This window comes from Clostridium sp. B9 (assembly GCF_050509515.1).
GTDB lineage: Bacteria > Bacillota > Clostridia > Clostridiales > Clostridiaceae > Sarcina.
Window position 1 is genome coordinate 1,342,176 of the sequence record NZ_JBNWKA010000003.1, and the last position, 17,256, is coordinate 1,359,431.

Here is a 17,256-nt window from a genome sequence, read left to right on the forward strand (position 1 = left end):
AAGTTTTGAAAAGGGGAGTTAAACATGAGAAATGATTTAATACGTCCTAATGTTTTAAGCGTTAAGATAATATCAAATGTTAGTCCAGAGATGGCTAAAAAGTTAGAATTAGAGCCACATCACAAAAGTTTAGGATTAATAACTGCTGACTGTGATGATGTAACATATACAGCTTTAGATGAAGCAACAAAAGCTGCTGAGGTTGATGTAGTTTATGCTAGATCAATGTATGCTGGAGCTGGAAATGCTTCAACAAAGTTAGCAGGAGAAGTAATCGGTATTTTAGCAGGACCAAGTCCAGCTGAAGTTAGAAGTGGATTAAATGCTACTTTAGATTTCTTTGAAAGTGGAGTTGGATTCATAAGTGCAAATGAAGATGATTCAATTTGTTACTATGCTCAATGTGTATCAAGAACAGGAACATATCTTTCAAAAACTGCTGGAATAAGAGAAGGAGAGGCATTAGCTTACTTAATAGCTCCTCCAATAGAAGCAATGTATGCTTTAGATGCAGCTCTAAAAGCAGCAGATGTTGAAATGTGTGAATTCTTTGGACCTCCATCAGAGACAAACTTTGCAGGAGCCCTACTTACAGGATCACAATCAGCATGTAAGGCAGCATGTGATGCTTTCGCAGAAGCAGTACAATCAGTAGCAAACAATCCAATGGGATTCTAATAGGCTAGGATTATGGGAAAAGCTTTAGGATTAATTGAATTTATAGGTTATGTGCCAGCAGTGTGTGCTGCTGATACAGCCTTGAAAGCTGCAAATGTTGATTTGATTGGAATAGAAAAAGTTACTGGTGGAATTGTTACAGTAAAGGTTACAGGAGATGTAGATGCTGTATATGCTGCAGTTGAATCTGCTGAGAATTTTGCAAGTAGAATAGGAAGCTTAAGAAGTGCCCATGTTATTCCAAGACTTGATGATGAGGTGGAAGCTCTTTTAATCAATGAGAAGAAAGAAAGAGAAAGACTTAAAAAGCTTGAAGATGAGAATGAATTAGCTAGAGAGCTTGAAGAAGTTAATGAGGAAGCCAATACGGCTATTCAAAATGGAACTGAACTTAAACAAGAGATTCAAGAGTCAGAAAGTGAAATCAAGGAAGAGCCTGTGGAAAGTGATGTAACTATCCAAGTTGAAACTTTAGAAATTGAAAATAAGGATGAAGATTTTGTCCAAGTTGAAATTGAAGAGGTTAAGGTTGAGGAAGACATTGAGCAGGAATTTGAAAAGCTTGAAAATATAGAAGAAGTACAAGATGAAATCAGAGAAGAAAAGGCTGATGAATCTGAAATAGATATTAAAAAGATATCTAAGATGAGGGTTAAGGATTTAAGAAAGAAAATAAAGAGTTTAAATCCTACTATTAATACAAATAAATTAAAATCTCTAAAGAAGAAGGATTTAGTAGAAATACTACTAAAATACGGTAAAGAGGGTGAAAATTAATGGAGTTTTTAGATAAAGACTTAGTCTCCATCCAGGAAACTAGGGGGCTTATAAGGAAGGCTAAAGAAGCTCAAAGCAAATTAGCCCTTATGAGTCAGCAAGACATAGATAGAATAGTTAAGGCTATATCTGATGCTGCTTACGAAAATTCAGAAAAGCTTGCTAAAATGGCTAAGGAAGAAACAGGCTTTGGTAAATGGGAAGATAAAGTACTAAAGAATGTTTTCGCAGCCAAGACAGTATATGATTCAATAAAAGATGTTAAAACAGTTGGAATAGTAGAAGAAAATGTTGAAAAAAGAGCATTTAAAGTAATGGTTCCAGTAGGAGTAGTTGCAGGACTTATACCTTCAACTAACCCAACATCAACAGCTATCTACAAAGCAATGATTTCAATAAAATCAAGAAATGCAATTGTTTTATCACCGCATCCAAGTGCAAAGAAATGTATCATTGAAACAGCTAAGATCATAGCTAAGGCTGCTGAGAGGGCTGGTTGTCCAGAAGGAGCTATAGGATGTATAACAGTACCTTCAATGCAAGGAACTGATGAATTAATGAAAAATAAAGATACTTCATTAATCCTAGCAACTGGTGGAGAAGCAATGGTTAGAGCTGCCTACTCATCAGGTACTCCAGCTATAGGAGTTGGACCTGGAAATGGACCAGCATTCATAGATAAGAGTGCAGATGTTAAATTAGCTGTTAAGAGAATATTAGATTCTAAGACTTTTGACAATGGAACAATATGTGCATCTGAGCAATCAGTAGTAGTTGAAAAGGCTATGGAAGCAGAAGTTGTTAGAGAGTTAAAAGAACAAGGAGCTTACTTCTTAACAGAAGAGCAAGCAAATCAGCTTTCTAAGTTTGTTATGAGACCAAATGGAACAATGAACCCACAAATAGTTGGAAAAACTCCACAAGATATAGCTAAGTTAGCTGGTTTAGAAGGAATTCCATCATGGGCAAGAGTTTTAGTTCCAAGAGAGTGCCATGTTGGACACAAGTATCCATTCTCAAGAGAGAAGTTAACAACAATCTTAACTTTCTATGTTGAAGAGAATGTAGATGCTGTATTAGCAAAATGTAAAGAGATTCTATTAAACGAAGGGGCAGGACATACATTCTGTATGCATGCCAATAATGAAGAGCTAGTTAAGAGATTTGCATTAGAAATGCCAGTTTCAAGAATGGTTGTTAATTCACCATCAGCTCTAGGTGGAATAGGAGCTACAATCAACTTAGTACCTGCATTAACACTAGGGTGTGGGGCAGTAGGTGGAAGTTCAACTTCACATAACATTGGACCTTTAGATTTAATGAATACAAGAAATGTAGCATATGGAGTTAGAGAACTTGAAGATATAAGAGAACTAGCTGGAACTGCTACAAAAGAGGCTGCTGCTGGTCTAGATTTAGGTGATAAGGAAGAGTTGATCAACTTATTAGTTAAGAAGATTATTGAAGAATTAAGATAATTAAGATTATGAATTTATATAATTAGTACTTATAATTATATGTTAAAAAGCAAGTCAAAGATATACAAATTTAAGATATTACAGTTAAACAATATACTATGTTAGATATGAAAGTATTTACAAGACTTTCAAAATAAATATTAAAAGTTATGTAAAATGAGTTTAGGCTCAATGTAAAAAATTAAGTTAAAAGTTTAAAATTAAAATTTATATAAAAAATAATTAAATTAAAAATAAGAAGGATATTTTGAGGAGGAATTTATTATGGCAAACGCAAACGCATTAGGAATGATCGAAACTAAAGGATTAGTAGGAGCAATAGAGGCAGCAGACGCAATGGTTAAAGCTGCAAACGTACAATTAGTAGGAAAAGAGCAAGTAGGTGGAGGATTAGTAACTGTTATGGTTAGAGGAGATGTTGGAGCTGTTAAAGCTGCTACAGATGCTGGAGCTGCTGCTGCAGAAAGAGTTGGAGATTTAATATCAGTTCATGTAATACCAAGACCACATTTTGAAGTTGATGCTATATTACCAAAGGCACCAAAAGCTGAATAATTAATAATTTGTACTTAGGAGTGAATTTAGGAGGGGAGAAATTCCCTTCCTAAATATAGTTTTATATAAGTATTTAATGAGGACTATCAATACTTATAGGTATAGATGATTGAAAATTAAACTTATAGATATTATGAAGAGAAGGTGATTCTTTTAATGATGAGTAATTAATTCTCTAAATATATTTATAAGTTTTATTTAAAAATCTTTTCAAGCACTCCTTATACATCTAATAGGGGATGTGATAGAAATGGCTGTTTTGACAGAAGGTGAGGTTAGGAAGAGACTTAGTAGAGAAGATCTTAGAAGTCTTAAGGAATTCAAGGTTGTTAAAGGTGAGATTATTACTCCATCTGCAAAGTCATACCTAGCAGAACATAATATAAATTTAGTTTATGTTGATTCTGAAGAAGAAAAATTAAAAAAAGAAACAGAACCTAAAGAAATTATAAGAGAAGTTATTAGGGAAAAAGAATACAAGTATGAAACTGTTTTTGGAGCAAAGTTAGATGAGAAACCAGAGCATATGACTCATTTGGTAGGTAATCTACTTGTATTTAAGGATCATAAAAGAATAATATTCAGAGGGAAAATAGACTCTCTTGAAGCAAGAATCATAGAAACTCAGGTTCTTTGTCATAAGCTTGGAATGAATAAGCTTGTGGAAGACCTTCAAGAAATTTTAAGCTTTATAGGCAATATTTTAAGATGTGAAGTTTTAAGTGAGCCTTTAAAAGAATTTTCTCTTCAGGGAATGGATGAAAAGGATCTTAGGGAGAAGTCACATAACCCTAAAAAGTACTTTGGCATAGGACATGAAATGCCAAGCTATGAAATGGGGGAAGTTGTTGTAGCATTAAATGTTTTAAGAACATTGACTAGAGAAACAGAACTTTCAGCTTATGCAGCCTTTAAGGGTGAGTATGGGCAAGTTGAGAGGGAAGATTTAATAAGAGCCTTAAATAGACTATCCTCAGTATTTTGGATTATGATCTTTAAAGTGAGAACAGGAAAGTACGATAAATAGGAGGAAACTATGGACAATCTATTAAATGACATTATAGAGGAAGTAGTTAGAAGAGTTAAAGAGCAGGCTTTTATTGAAGTTGAGGCCTCAGGTAGACATGTCCATTTAAGTGAAGAGCATATTAAAATTTTATTTGGAGAAGGACATGGATTAACTAAGATTAAGGACTTATCACAACCTGGTCAATACGCTTGTAAGGAAAGAGTTACAATATCAGGGCCTAAAGGAAGCATTCAAAATGTTGTAGTTTTAGGACCACCAAGAAAAGAAACTCAAGTTGAGGTTTCTTTCACTGATGCTCTAATATTAGGGGTTAAGCCACCTGTTAAGTTAAGTGGAGATTTAGATGGAACTGAAGGAATAAAAATTTCTACAGAGAGAGCTTCGGTTATTTTAACAAGTGGATTAATGGTTGCAAAAAGACATATACACACAACTCCAGAGGATGCAAAGAAATTTGGAGTTTCAAACAATGAAAATGTAAGAGTAAAGGTTTTAGGAAAAAGACCTCTTATATTTGATGATGTTGTTGTTAGAGTTAGCAATGATTATAAGACTTATATGCATATTGATTATGATGAGGCTAATGCCTGTGGTTTTTCAAAGGGAACTTTCGCTTTAATAGTTGGAAAATAACTTGGAAAGCTATTTTGACAAGATGCTTTTAGCTTAGATAAGTTTTTAGTTGAAATAAAGTGAAGCTTAAAGAAAATTAGTTTAAATGCATCAATCATAAAAGTTAATAAGTCTTTGTTTAGAGTTATTAGCAAATAATTAGGTTTGAAGGTTTTACTTAATAAAATTAAGGATGAATTAAGAGCTATAAGTAATGTCGAAATGAAAAGTTAATATAAAAACCTCTATATGGAAAGGGGGTAAAAATTAATATGGATTATGAAAAGCTTATTGAATTTTTAGTGGATGAGATCTATAAGAGAATTCAAGATGAAGGCAAGGGGTATCTTCCTATGGAAAATAGGAAATCAGTTGTTGTCATTGGAGAGAAGAATGTTGATTTTTATAAAGAAGTTCTAAAAGAATTTGATGTTAATCCCTTAACAGAAGAATGCAAGGAATGTGATATTTTACTTATATCAAAGCTTTGTATTAAAGGACTTAGTAATATTGCTCAAGGAACATGTACAACAAAGGCTGAACATTTTGCCTTAGAAATGCTTCTAAAAGGTAAGCAGGTTTATATTCTTGAGGAGGGTATAGAGTACAGGAAGTACAAGCATACAGCTCCAAAGGTTTTATACAACAAATATATTAAGTTTGAAGAAGAACTTTTATCATATGGAATAGAAGTCATTGATGGCTTAAACAAGATTTTACTTAAGAATAAAGGTGAATTAAACCAAATCTCTTTAAATCAGGAGGGTGCAAAATCAACTTGTGAATTAACAAGAGGACTTGAAATGCCTAATAGAAGAGGGCAAGAATCACCTTGTAAAGAAGAAAGTAAGGAGTTAAATACTCAAGTAATAGAAGATGAATTTACGATAAATCTTTCAAAGAAGAAGTTAGTTTCAGAAGGTGATCTAAGAAAGCCTCATATTAATGGGGTGAGAAACCTTGTAATTAGCAAAGGGGCTATCATTACTCCTTTAGCTAAGGATTATATACGCATAAATAATTTAAATGTTGTGCTTTCTTAGAATAAAGTAGCTATTTTAAATAGAGTTTTTAAATTGTTTTTTAATTTTAGATATAACTTCAAGGCTTAGCTTAATTTTGCAATTAAATTCTAAATGCTAATTAAGATAGTCAATGATTTATATCTAAGGCTCAGAAGCTAAATAAAATTATAATGGAAGCTCTTTTTAAAGTAGCGCTTTATAACCTAGAAGGATAGCAATATTTGGATTAGGAGTGTGTTATTATGGAATTAGGAAAAGTAGTAGGAAATGTATGGGCAACTAGAAAAGATGAAAAGTTAAATGGCCAGAAGTTTTTAGTTGTTAAACTTCTTAAGAGCAAGGATGAACTAAGAGAGGGATTCTTTGTGGCTGCCGACAATGCAGGTGCTGGTATTGGAGATACTGTTCTTATAACTAAGGGTGGAGCTGCTAGACAATCTATTGGAAATAGAGAAATTCCTATAGATGCTGCAATAGTAGGTATTGTTGATTCTATAGATGTTGAAGAGGAATAAAGTAGTAATGTTAGTTTCTTGGAGGCGTTTTAAATGAATAAAAGTTTGGGAGCTTTAGAGTTTAGAAGTATCAGTAAAGGCATTGAGGTTTCAAATGAAGTTGTAAAAAAGGCTTTCGTAGAGGTTTCATATCTTAAGAGCATTTGTCCAGGGAAGTTTTTCTTACTTATCAATGGAGATGCTGGAGAGGTTAAAGAAGCTATTGAATTTGGAGAAAGTCTTGGAGGAAAATTTTTAGTTGGAAGCTTCATCATTAATTCTGTTCATGATGATATTTTAATGGGATTAAAGAATAAGTATTCTCATAAAAATATAGAGAATAGAGCAATTGGAATAGTAGAAACAGCTAAGGTTTCTTCGGGTATATTAGCTTTGGACAAGACACTAAAAAGTAGTGATGTTAACTTAGTTAAATTACAATTAGCTTTTGGTATTGGTGGAAAGCTAGTGTACATAGTTTCAGGCGATTTAAGTAGTGTTGAAAATGGAATAAAAGAAGCTGAGGCTATTTTGAATGAAAGGGACATTATAAACATCTCAACAATACCTTTTGTTCATAATGAAATAGCCCAAAATTTGCTTTAATATTTTAATCTTTTAAAATATTATAAATTAAAACTATCAAATATAAAAAGTCCTAATAAATAAAATTTATAAGATGAGAGAATTAAGGGGGAAGAGAAATGGGTATTAATGATATTATAGTATATATAATGGTTGTATGTATGGCATTAGGTGCTATAGATAAATGCTTAGGAAATAAGTTTGGAATTGGAGAGCAATTTGAAGAAGGTATTATGGCAATGGGTTCATTAGCCTTAGCAATGGTAGGGGTTATTTGTTTAGCTCCAGTATTGTCAGATGTACTTGGACCAATAGTAACACCAGTATTTAATGCTTTAGGAGCAGACCCAGCAATGTTTGCAGGTTCAATATTAGCAAATGATATGGGAGGAGCACCTCTTGCAGTTAGTTTAGCACAAGACCCACAAGCTGGATTATTCAGTGGATTAATCATAGGAGCTATGATGGGAGCTACTATCGTATTTACAATACCAGTATCATTAGGAATTATAGAAAAGAAAGACCATAAATTCCTAGCAACAGGAATACTAGCAGGAATAATCACTATACCAGTAGGAGCTTTCGTTGGAGGATTGGTTGCAGGTTTTCCTGTAATGATGGTTATCAAGAACTTAGTTCCAATCATAATATTTGCAATTTTAATAGCTTTAGGATTAGCATTTGCAGAAGAAGCTATGATCAAAGGATTCAACATCTTTGGTAAGATTGTTGTTATAATAATAACTTTAGCTTTAGCAGCTGCTATTATAGAAGCTTTAACAGGAATAGTTTTAATACCAGGAATGGCTCCAATAGGAGAAGGAATAGAGATAGTTGGAAATATTGCTATAGTTTTAGCAGGAGCATTCCCATTAGTTTATATCATAACTAAAGTATTTAAGACTCCTTTAATGGGACTTGGAAAATTATTAGGAATGAATGAAATAGCTGCAGCAGGTATGGTTGCAAGCTTAGCAAACAACATCCCAATGTTTGGAATGTTAAAAGACATGGATGATAGAGGAAAGATAATAAACGTTGCATTTGCAGTATCAGCTTCTTTCGTATTAGGTGACCACTTAGGATTCACAGCAGGATTTAATCCAGAGATGATATTCCCTATGATAGTTGCTAAATTAGTTGGTGGTATTACAGCAGTTATACTTGCAATGTTTATAGCAAAGAAAACTTTAAACAAAATAGAGGAGGTAGCTAAGTAAGATGGAAAACATAAGTAAAGATTTATTAGAGAAACTAGTAAGACAAATCATAGAAGAGAAGCTAGCAGGAGTTAGTGGAAGTAATGACACAGTGGACTTTGTTAGAACAAAGGACAAGAGTGGAATAATGTCAGTTAAGCTACCAACTGTTAAGGTTGATGAGTCAAACAGAATGGATACAGGAAAAGCTGGTGATGTAGTTTATACTAAAGATTTATTCACTTTAGAGGAAAGTCCAAGACTTGGTGCTGGAATCATGGAAATGAAGGAAACTACTTTTACATGGACTTTAAACTATGATGAAGTAGGATATGTTATAGATGGACATTTAAATATATTAATTGATGGAAGAACTGTTGAAGTTGGACCAGGAGAGCTTTACCTTGTACCAAAAGGAAGTACAATAGAGTTCTCAGTGCCAGAATACGCTAGATATTTATATGTAACTTATCCAGCAGACTGGGCAGATCAAGCTTAGTAGTTTGAATTTAAAAGTTATAAGTGTTTTAGGTTGATTCTTTTAGAGCTTTATTTATGAAGATAGCTTTAGAAATTGACTAAGTTACGTAGAAGTTTAAGAGAGCTTTCACTGTAGTGGGTGAGAAGCGATTAACAGGCAAGTTTTTATAAATGGTAAAATTAAATTAGTTAGTTATATAGTAGATTGAGGGATAAAGTTAGAAAGAGCTTACTTTTCATGTGAAAAGCAAGCTCTTTCTTTTTGGTTAATAGAGTTAGATAAATATTAAGATTTATTATATGATTTAGAGTTTGGCATAATATAGATTAGGAAGTTTTTTTGCAATTTATGTGAAGAAGCGATTTTATTGCATTAACAAAAAACTCCCCTACTATGATATGTATATGATAAATTTTTAAGGAATATTACTAAATTAAATAAAAAATTTTTCAAGAAAAGTTAATATGTTAAAATTTCTTAAGTATGAAAGATGTAGTATTTTTATGTTAAGATATAACTATTAAGTAATATTATTCTGATTAATATAAAAATACTAAAGGTGAAATTTTATGAGAAAAAAACATTTTTTTTTAACTTTAATATTAATTTTTATAACTACATTAAGTATTGTTTGCTTTCAAAATTATAATTACAAATTAAAGAATAATAAAGAAGTAATTAAGGTTGGATTTTATAGTCAATATCCATATTATTATCGTAAACAGGATGGAACAATAACTGGGTACTATAATGATTTGCTGGAAGAAATTTCGAAGAAAGCAGATTTTAACTATGAGTATGTTGATTGTGTAAAGGCAGATGTTTTAGAAAGTCTTAAAAATGGAGATATTGATCTAGCTTTTGGAATTACTAAGACTAAAGAGAGGGAGAAAGACTTTTTATTTGGACAACAATATATAAATAATGAAAATTATGCAATATTTACAAATAAAGATATTAAATTTGGAGATATAGATAAATTGAATGGCTCAACAATGGCTTATGTTGAAGGTGATATTAATGATTCTTGTATTTTAGATATGCTTGAAGATAAGGGAATGGATATAAATGTTATTAAAGTAAAATCATCTCCAGAAGCTTATGAATTATTAAAGGATGGGAAAGCGGATTTTACTGTTGAAAACAGAAAAGACAATATAAAAAATAAGAAAGGCATTAAGTCTATATTTGAATTTTCTACTGAACCAGTATATATAGTAACAAGAAAAGATGAAAAAGCTTTAATGGAGAAAATTGATGAATGCAATTATTTGATAAGTTCAAAAAGTAGTTTTAAAAAATTATATTTTAAATATTTTGGAGAAAAGAATATTTATGGTCAGTTGATTGCTATTATAGCTTTAGTGGTTCTAGGAATATTAATTTTTAGAAAGCAAAAGAAGAAAATAAGATTTAGGAGAAAGCAAGAAAGCATAAGAAGTGATTTGGAAAAAGGCAAATTTTTATTGTATTATCAACCTATAATTGATCCTAAGACAAATAGGATAAAGGGATTTGAAGCATTATTAAGGTTAAAAAAAGATGATAAAATATTAACTCCGTATCATTTTTTTAAAGATATTGAAGAGTATGACATGTCTTTAGAGGTAGCTTTATGGTGTTATGAACAAGTGATTTCTGATTATGAAATAATAAAAAATTATGATGTGGTTAAGGGAGACAAGTTCTACATTTCATTTAATGTCTCTTTTGAAGAAATAAGAGATACTAAGTTTTTAAAGGAATTACTGCAAAGAGTTGAAAAATATGATGATATAGATAATAGAATTTGTTTAGAAATTGTAGAAAAGTTTGGAGTTAAGGAAGCAGGCAAAATACAGGATGCTATAAAAGAGATAAAAAATTATGGCTTTTTAATTGCTATTGATGATTTTGGAGTTGAGTATTCCAATTTAGATTTATTACATAAGATTGATTCTGACATAATAAAACTGGATAAATATTTTGTTGATAATTTAGATGATATTATAAATGTGAAGATAGTAGAATTTATCTCTGAGGTTTGTAAGGTGTCTAATAGAACAATTGTTTTTGAAGGGGTTGAACAGAAAAAACAAGTTGATATGATTAAAGCGTTTTCCTATGAAAAAATATATATTCAAGGATACTATTATTCAAAGCCTTTAGATATTGAAAGATTAAAATATTTTAATGTAATATCTTAAAAAATAATTGTAGATTTTTATAAGTGATAAATAATATATGATGAAAATATCGGTATTAAGACAAGGTATATTTAATATGTACTTGTCTTTTTTTTGTTTGGTCTATTTTAAAAAATCAATACTTAATTTAAATATATTTTATGTTTAGAGATTAATGAAAAATTTTAGTAAATTATTTTGCTTTTAAAAGGAATTTGGGGAGATTATGAGTATTATATAGTTAATGGTTTGTTTTTTGTTGCTTATAATTATAATCTGATTTCTAGTAATAAGAAACTTATAACTAAAATTTTGAGAAATGGAGGAGGTGTTTTGAAGGAAAATAAAGAATAAGTTAGAGTTAATTAACTTAAATTTTATATGGAATTATAAAGAATGATTCAGCTTATATAAGCAATAGAGGTTGAATCTATTAGTAGTTAGTAATTTATAGGGGGATTAAGTTTTGAATGGAGAACGAAGTTTAAATAAGAGTAGAGGATGTATTATATTTTTCCCAGCTTTTATTATGTTTTTGATTACTACTTTTGTTTCTTCAGAGATATTTTTAAAAGAGAGTAGATTAGAGGTTAAGGAAGTTATGTTTTTTCTGCTTATAATAGGATTTCCTATAATCTTCTTTCTTCAAGGGTATTTGATTTATAGAAATAAGATGGGAATTATTTGTCCATGGATTATTTCTATGATTAGCTTTGGATCAATTGCTATTATATTCTATAACTATTCAGCTTTAGGATATGGGATTATTTATACTGTTTTAGAATTTTGTGGTTATTTTGCACCTAAAGTTTTAAGTAGATTTATAAGATTATGATTTGAACTTATATTTGGGTTAGGGATATAATATGAATTCAAATTATCAATTAATTTATAAAGTCTAGTAAATTAATTGATAAAGGCATTATTTTAGAAAAATTAGTTTGAGGATAAATTGGCTAGAAATTAGAGGTGTATATTTCGTGGTAATAGTGGTTATTGTTTTTGTAGTTATATGTGCTTTTATATACATAAAAAATGTAGATGATACAGAAGAAGATGTTGCTTTAATTGTAGATAATGATTCAAATCAGTTACTTACTGATGGAATACAAGGTATGCTTATTTTAATAATAGATGATGAGGTTAAGATTTTTGATTATGATGGGTCTAAGGTTAATATAGATTATATAAAACCAGGAATGAGAGTTAATTTTAAATATAATAGTGATATAATTGAAGGCTATCCTGGTATAGTTAATAAAGTCTTTGAGATAAAAATTTTAGACTAGTAATTTTTATAAATATATTATTAATAAGAAATTAATAAAGGTGTTTAAAAAACTAAGTGAGCGTTAAATATTTAGAGGTTATAAATGTGATTTTAAGTGATATTGTTTATAATTTTTAATATTTAATGCTCTTTAATTTAGAAAATAACAAAAAATGAATTTTTTGTTATATTAAGTGATATAGCCAGTTTAGAGGGTTAAATACGATATAATTAGTATATAGCATTTTGTTTTTAGGGGTTTTAGTTTAAAACTTAATGATGAAGGTATTGATAAACTATAAAGATTAAATATTGCAAAAAAACTTTTAGTAATTTAGGAGGGATTTTTATGATTTTAAAAAAACTATCAAAGAATGTGTTTTATGTAACAATTTAGTCAATGGGGGACCAAAATAAGGGGATTTAACATAATTTTAAATTGGAATAAGGGTTAATTGGTGAAGATAGGTACTTATATGAAATATAGCAACGCTATTTTAATATGGAGGGAATAATATGAAAGATGTTGTAACATTTATTAGTTTAATAGTTTCTTTATGTCTTTTAAATGCTTTCATAGCACCAATTAGTAAATTTTTAGTTGAGTCTAATATAATTAGATTTGGAAATGAAAGTTTAAGTTATTTTTCAAAGGTATATTCAGTTGGACAAACAATAACATTAATATCTATTATTATGTTTATTGGAATTTGTGCTTACTTTTGGAAATTTAAAGCCTGTGATAAATAAAATTATATGAAATTGATATATAGGAATATTAAATAATTATAAGGGAAAAAAGTAGCTTTATTAAATTTCTTAGAGGTTTAGTAGGGCTTCTTTTTTATATAGAAATAGTAGATAACAGATGATTTAGTCTTATTGAACCAATGTTTATGAAAAATGAAATAGAAAATTCTTATGACATATATAATATATGTCTATTTATTATTAATTTTTGAATTGATGTATAATATTTTTAGGAGATATAATGGATTGAAAAAGGGAGTGAATATAATATATGTTATCTAGCAAAAAGATAGTAGGGGAGTATATTGATAAAATTGATTGGAGAGTTAATGAAAACTCTAACTCACCATATAGTTTTGGAAGTCTTAATAAACATATAATTGCAGAGGTTTCTAAGGACTATTGGTTAAATGAGGTGTATAAAGATAAAAAGATAATAGATGCTTATAGAAGTGGAGATATGCATATACATGATTTAGGTGGATTAACACTATATTGTTGTGGCTATTCATTAAGAAACATAATTCTTATGGGAGTACAAGGAATACCAAACATACCAACTAGTAGTCCAGCTAAGCATTTTGATGCCATATTAAATCAAATAGCAAACTTAGTTACCATTTATCAAAATGAGATTATGGGAGCAGTTGCATTTAACTCATTTGATACACTATTAGCACCATATATAAAGAATGATGGCTTAACTTATGATGAGGTTAAGCAGAATATGCAAAATTTTATATTTAGTATAAATAGCAATAGTAGAGCAGGAGCTGAACCTGCATTTACTAATATAACTTTTGATCTTTTTCCACCAAAGGATTTAGAAAATGATCCTGCTTTAATTGGAGATAAGCTTCAAGAGTTTACATACAAGGATTGTCAGAAAGAAATGGATATGTTAAATAAGGCATTCTATGAACTTATGAATGAAGGAGATGCCAATGGAAGACCATTTTCTTATCCAATACCAACTTACAATATAAATAGTAGCTTTGATTATGATAATCCAAATAATGATTTATTATTTGGTATGACAGGAAAGTTTGGCTATCCTTACTTTGCAAACTTTGTTAACTCAGATATGGATCAAAGTGATGTAAGATCTATGTGCTGTAGACTAAACCTTGATTTAAGAGAGCTTAGAAAGAGAAATGGGGGGCTTTTTGGTAGTGGAGATAGTACAGGAAGTATTGGCGTTGTTACAATAAACTTACCAAGAATAGCATATAAACATAAGAATAATGAGGAAGAATTCTTTAAAGCTTTAAAGGAAATATTAGTTATAGCTAAAGATAGCTTAGAAAAGAAGAGAAAATGGTTAAATGAAAACATAATAAATAAAGATATGTTACCAGCTTTTTCAACTTATGTTGGGACTCTTAAAAATCATTTTAGTACCATAGGAATAGTTGGATTAAATGAAATGTGTGAAAATTTCTTTGGGAAAAATATATTAACTAAAGAAGGAATGGAGTTTTCCACTAAGGTTTGTAACTTCATAAGAGAGGAATTAATAGAGTTTCAAGAGGAGACAGGAAATCTTTATAATTTTGAAGCAACTCCAGCAGAATCAACTTGTTATAGATTAGCTAAAAAGGATGTAGAAGATTTTGATGATATTATAGTTAGAGGGGGAAAAGAGGCTCCATATTATACAAATTCATGTCACATACCACCTAATGAGGTTAAAAGCTTAAAACAATTATTTGACCATCAGGACAAGCTTCAAGTTATGTTTACAGGTGGAACTGTTGTTCATATTTATTGTGACGGAGCTATAAGTGGAGATAAGGCAAAACACATAGTAAAAACAGTTTGTGAGAAGTATAGAACTCCTTATGTAAGTATTTCGCCTTTAAATAGATATTGTGAGGATCATGGCTACATAAAGGAGAAGGTAGAGGTATGTCCTATATGTGGAAAGAAACTTGATTTATATCAAAGAATAACTGGCTACTTGAGAAAAGTTGAATTCTTTAATGATGGTAAAAAATCAGAATTTAAGGATAGAAATCAACTATGTCTATGAATATAAGAGTAAAGGGAATAGTGCATGAAAGAGTAGAGGATGCTCCTTTTATTGGAGCACTTATTAGTGCTATAGATTGCAACTTAAATTGTAAAGGATGTTTTAATCAACATATAAAAGAATTAGAAACTATAGAAATGGATTCAGAAGAGATATTGAATAAGGTTTTAGAAAATCCTTTTAATGAAGGAATAATACTTGCTGGACTAGAATGGTCTCTTCAAGAAGAGGAACTTAGGGAACTTGTGAGTCTAGCTAGAAAAAAGGGGCTTAAGGTTATGATTTATTCTGGATTAAGTGAAGAAGAGTTTAAAAAAAAGCTTCCAGACATTTATGAACTTAAGGGAAATATGTACTTTAAGTTCGGTAATTATGATGAAAGTTTAAAGGTAAATGACAATATTCAGTATGATATTAAGTTAGCCACATCAAATCAAAAAATTTTAATTAAATAGCTTAAAAGAGTCTATAATGACTTAGAAAACTTATTAGTTCTAAAAACAACTATCTATTCATCTTAATACTTAAATAAGTTTTCTTAGTGGATTTATAGACCTTTTTTATGTAAAAATTTAAATATATTAATTAGAAATATTAACCAATTGTTAAGAAAACAAATATATTATACATATATTGTATATAAATTGTTAATTTTAAAATAATTGTTAAAATGTGTAGTATATTGATGTTATATAGAAAATTAACTATAAATTTATGATAAATTAAAATAATTTGAATTATGGAGGGGGATTTATGAAAGAGGTAGCAAAGTTTATAATATTAGCTGCAATTATATGCTTATTTAATGCACTTGTTGAACCAATTGGAAAAGGCTTAATTCAAATTTTTAGTAGTATTTTTACTGAATGGAATATAGATTATTTTGAAGCTTTATATTCTATTGAAAAAGGATTAACAGTTTTAAATTTCGGAGCTTTTATTGCACTATGTATATATTTTTTAAAGGGAAAACCAGTTAAGTCAAAAAATTAATAATGAAATAGGATGTATCAAAGTTTAATTAAACATTATTTTGATATATCCTATTTTGAAATTCAGTCTAAATAATTCCGTTTAAATTTGTTTTAATAGCCTTGCTCATCTATCTTCCAATCACTTGATTTTTTAGCTCTTATTAAAGTCCATGTATAATCTGTGTATGTTGTATTTGGTTCTAATACAGGGTTATCACCAGATCCATCAACATTAAAACTAGATAAAAGGACTATAACATTTTCAGAGATAGCTCCATTTACTTTACCACTTCCATTTGATAGGTAGGATTCTATTATTTGATTAGATTTTTCTTCATCATAACTTACATTTGTTAAAGTACATTCAGGGAAATCAAAGTTATATATTATTTCATTTATTGCCTTTTCAATTTCTTCTTTAGTGAATTTAGTTGATTGTCCAATGTCTATTCCTACATTTTTACTTTCTTCATTAATTTCACAGGATACTAAAGGCAATAGAATAAGAATTAGGCACATGGATAATATCAGCTTTATTTTTTTATTGTGCTTTGTTTTAATTGAATATTGGTTTCTAGTTATATTTTTAGAACTAGAAATTAATAGTGGTTTAAGGCAGAATCTTTTATTAAATTTAGTTTTCAATGATGAATTACCTCCTTATTAAAATAGAGCATGATTTTTCTAAAAATTCTAATGAAATTTTTCTTTTTGGATTATATTAAAGAGGAATATTTATTAGCTTTTTTGATTTTTACTTGGTTTGAAAGTTTTTCGTATCTTTATTTCTACTAGAATAAAGTATATAGGTAAAACAATTAACCAAATATTGTTGCTTATTGATTCTACAGAAGATGTATCTATTAAGTTTATTAAGGATAATAATTGCAAAATAACTATGAATACCATAGAGGCAAAAGCACATTTAAACATTACTTCTGGTGCTATTAGCTGAGCATAATCCCAAGAACTTTGAGATTCCATAGAAGATTTACTGCAATAACCATTAGATGAATTAATCTTTTTATAGGGTTTCTTTTTTAGTGAGTATGCAACTAAGAATAATATTAATGGGGTTAAATAGTTGTATGCTAATTCAAGGATAAATAAAAATAAGTTTTCAAACAAAGTAACACATCCTTTTATTAATT

20 protein-coding genes are annotated in these 17,256 nt (G+C 29.5%); 18 read left to right on the forward strand and 2 right to left on the reverse strand.

What is annotated here, in order from left to right:
- Positions 1–24 precede the first annotated feature (24 nt).
- The 18 genes from eutL to ACQZHJ_RS06090 all read left to right on the forward strand — a co-directional run bounded on the left by eutL (position 25) and on the right by ACQZHJ_RS06090 (position 16,124).
- On the forward strand, positions 25–678 hold the full coding sequence (eutL, locus tag ACQZHJ_RS06005) for an ethanolamine utilization microcompartment protein EutL (RefSeq protein ID WP_430484635.1): 654 nt from the start codon (positions 25–27) through the stop codon (positions 676–678).
- A 12-nt stretch (positions 679–690) separates the two neighbouring features.
- Positions 691–1,455 carry a BMC domain-containing protein gene (locus ACQZHJ_RS06010; protein ID WP_430484636.1) on the forward strand — a complete coding sequence of 255 codons (765 nt, stop codon included), beginning with the start codon at positions 691–693 and terminating at the stop codon, positions 1,453–1,455.
- Complete coding sequence (locus tag ACQZHJ_RS06015; RefSeq protein WP_430484637.1) at positions 1,455–2,933, forward strand: acetaldehyde dehydrogenase (acetylating); 1,479 nt, start codon at positions 1,455–1,457, stop codon at positions 2,931–2,933. The genes ACQZHJ_RS06010 and ACQZHJ_RS06015 overlap by 1 nt, the downstream gene beginning before the upstream one ends.
- A gap of 264 nt (positions 2,934–3,197) precedes the next feature.
- Positions 3,198–3,488 carry an ethanolamine utilization microcompartment protein EutM gene (gene eutM / locus ACQZHJ_RS06020; protein ID WP_430484638.1) on the forward strand — a complete coding sequence of 97 codons (291 nt, stop codon included), beginning with the start codon at positions 3,198–3,200 and terminating at the stop codon, positions 3,486–3,488.
- A 250-nt stretch (positions 3,489–3,738) separates the two neighbouring features.
- Positions 3,739–4,515 carry a cobalamin adenosyltransferase gene (locus tag ACQZHJ_RS06025; protein ID WP_430484639.1) on the forward strand — a complete coding sequence of 259 codons (777 nt, stop codon included), beginning with the start codon at positions 3,739–3,741 and terminating at the stop codon, positions 4,513–4,515.
- 9 nt (positions 4,516–4,524) lie between these two features.
- Entirely contained in the window at positions 4,525–5,151 is a 627-nt protein-coding gene (gene eutD / locus ACQZHJ_RS06030) for an ethanolamine utilization phosphate acetyltransferase EutD (RefSeq protein WP_430484640.1), read from the forward strand.
- Positions 5,152–5,402: 251 nt separating this feature from the next.
- Complete coding sequence (locus ACQZHJ_RS06035; RefSeq protein ID WP_430484641.1) at positions 5,403–6,173, forward strand: TIGR02536 family ethanolamine utilization protein; 771 nt, start codon at positions 5,403–5,405, stop codon at positions 6,171–6,173.
- A gap of 224 nt (positions 6,174–6,397) precedes the next feature.
- A complete protein-coding gene (locus tag ACQZHJ_RS06040) occupies positions 6,398–6,670 on the forward strand; it encodes a EutN/CcmL family microcompartment protein (RefSeq protein WP_430484642.1) in 273 nt (90 codons plus the stop codon).
- A gap of 33 nt (positions 6,671–6,703) precedes the next feature.
- Positions 6,704–7,255, forward strand: a complete 552-nt coding sequence (locus ACQZHJ_RS06045) for an ethanolamine utilization microcompartment shell protein (protein ID WP_430484643.1) — start codon at positions 6,704–6,706, stop codon at positions 7,253–7,255.
- Positions 7,256–7,353: 98 nt separating this feature from the next.
- Positions 7,354–8,454 (forward strand): ethanolamine utilization protein EutH, encoded by a 1,101-nt coding sequence (gene eutH, locus ACQZHJ_RS06050; protein WP_430484644.1) that lies wholly within the window; start codon positions 7,354–7,356, stop codon positions 8,452–8,454.
- A 1-nt stretch (position 8,455) separates the two neighbouring features.
- On the forward strand, positions 8,456–8,932 hold the full coding sequence (locus ACQZHJ_RS06055; protein WP_430484645.1) for a cupin domain-containing protein: 477 nt from the start codon (positions 8,456–8,458) through the stop codon (positions 8,930–8,932).
- 551 nt (positions 8,933–9,483) lie between these two features.
- Positions 9,484–11,100, forward strand: coding sequence for an EAL domain-containing protein (locus ACQZHJ_RS06060; protein WP_430484646.1), 1,617 nt, complete (start codon positions 9,484–9,486; stop codon positions 11,098–11,100).
- Positions 11,101–11,545: 445 nt separating this feature from the next.
- Positions 11,546–11,914, forward strand: a complete 369-nt coding sequence (locus tag ACQZHJ_RS06065) for a hypothetical protein (RefSeq protein ID WP_430484647.1) — start codon at positions 11,546–11,548, stop codon at positions 11,912–11,914.
- A 145-nt stretch (positions 11,915–12,059) separates the two neighbouring features.
- Complete coding sequence (locus tag ACQZHJ_RS06070; protein ID WP_430484648.1) at positions 12,060–12,368, forward strand: hypothetical protein; 309 nt, start codon at positions 12,060–12,062, stop codon at positions 12,366–12,368.
- Positions 12,369–12,865: 497 nt separating this feature from the next.
- Entirely contained in the window at positions 12,866–13,099 is a 234-nt protein-coding gene (locus ACQZHJ_RS06075) for a hypothetical protein (RefSeq protein WP_430484649.1), read from the forward strand.
- A gap of 271 nt (positions 13,100–13,370) precedes the next feature.
- On the forward strand, positions 13,371–15,131 hold the full coding sequence (locus ACQZHJ_RS06080; RefSeq protein WP_430484650.1) for a ribonucleoside triphosphate reductase: 1,761 nt from the start codon (positions 13,371–13,373) through the stop codon (positions 15,129–15,131).
- The gene (locus ACQZHJ_RS06085; RefSeq protein WP_430484651.1) at positions 15,128–15,586 is read left to right on the forward strand and encodes a 4Fe-4S cluster-binding domain-containing protein; all 459 of its coding nucleotides are present in this window, start codon (positions 15,128–15,130) and stop codon (positions 15,584–15,586) included. Before ACQZHJ_RS06080 ends, ACQZHJ_RS06085 begins: the two co-directional genes overlap by 4 nt.
- 298 nt (positions 15,587–15,884) lie before the next feature.
- On the forward strand, positions 15,885–16,124 hold the full coding sequence (locus ACQZHJ_RS06090) for a hypothetical protein (RefSeq protein ID WP_430484652.1): 240 nt from the start codon (positions 15,885–15,887) through the stop codon (positions 16,122–16,124).
- A gap of 92 nt (positions 16,125–16,216) precedes the next feature.
- On the opposite strand, the gene ACQZHJ_RS06095 is transcribed toward ACQZHJ_RS06090, so the two are convergent.
- Both ACQZHJ_RS06095 and ACQZHJ_RS06100 read right to left on the reverse strand, forming a co-directional pair.
- Positions 16,217–16,603 (reverse strand): DUF4829 domain-containing protein, encoded by a 387-nt coding sequence (locus ACQZHJ_RS06095; RefSeq protein ID WP_430484653.1) that lies wholly within the window; start codon positions 16,601–16,603, stop codon positions 16,217–16,219.
- A gap of 240 nt (positions 16,604–16,843) precedes the next feature.
- Positions 16,844–17,233, reverse strand: a complete 390-nt coding sequence (locus ACQZHJ_RS06100; protein WP_430484654.1) for an SdpI family protein — start codon at positions 17,231–17,233, stop codon at positions 16,844–16,846.
- Between the last annotated feature and the right edge of the window lie 23 nt (positions 17,234–17,256).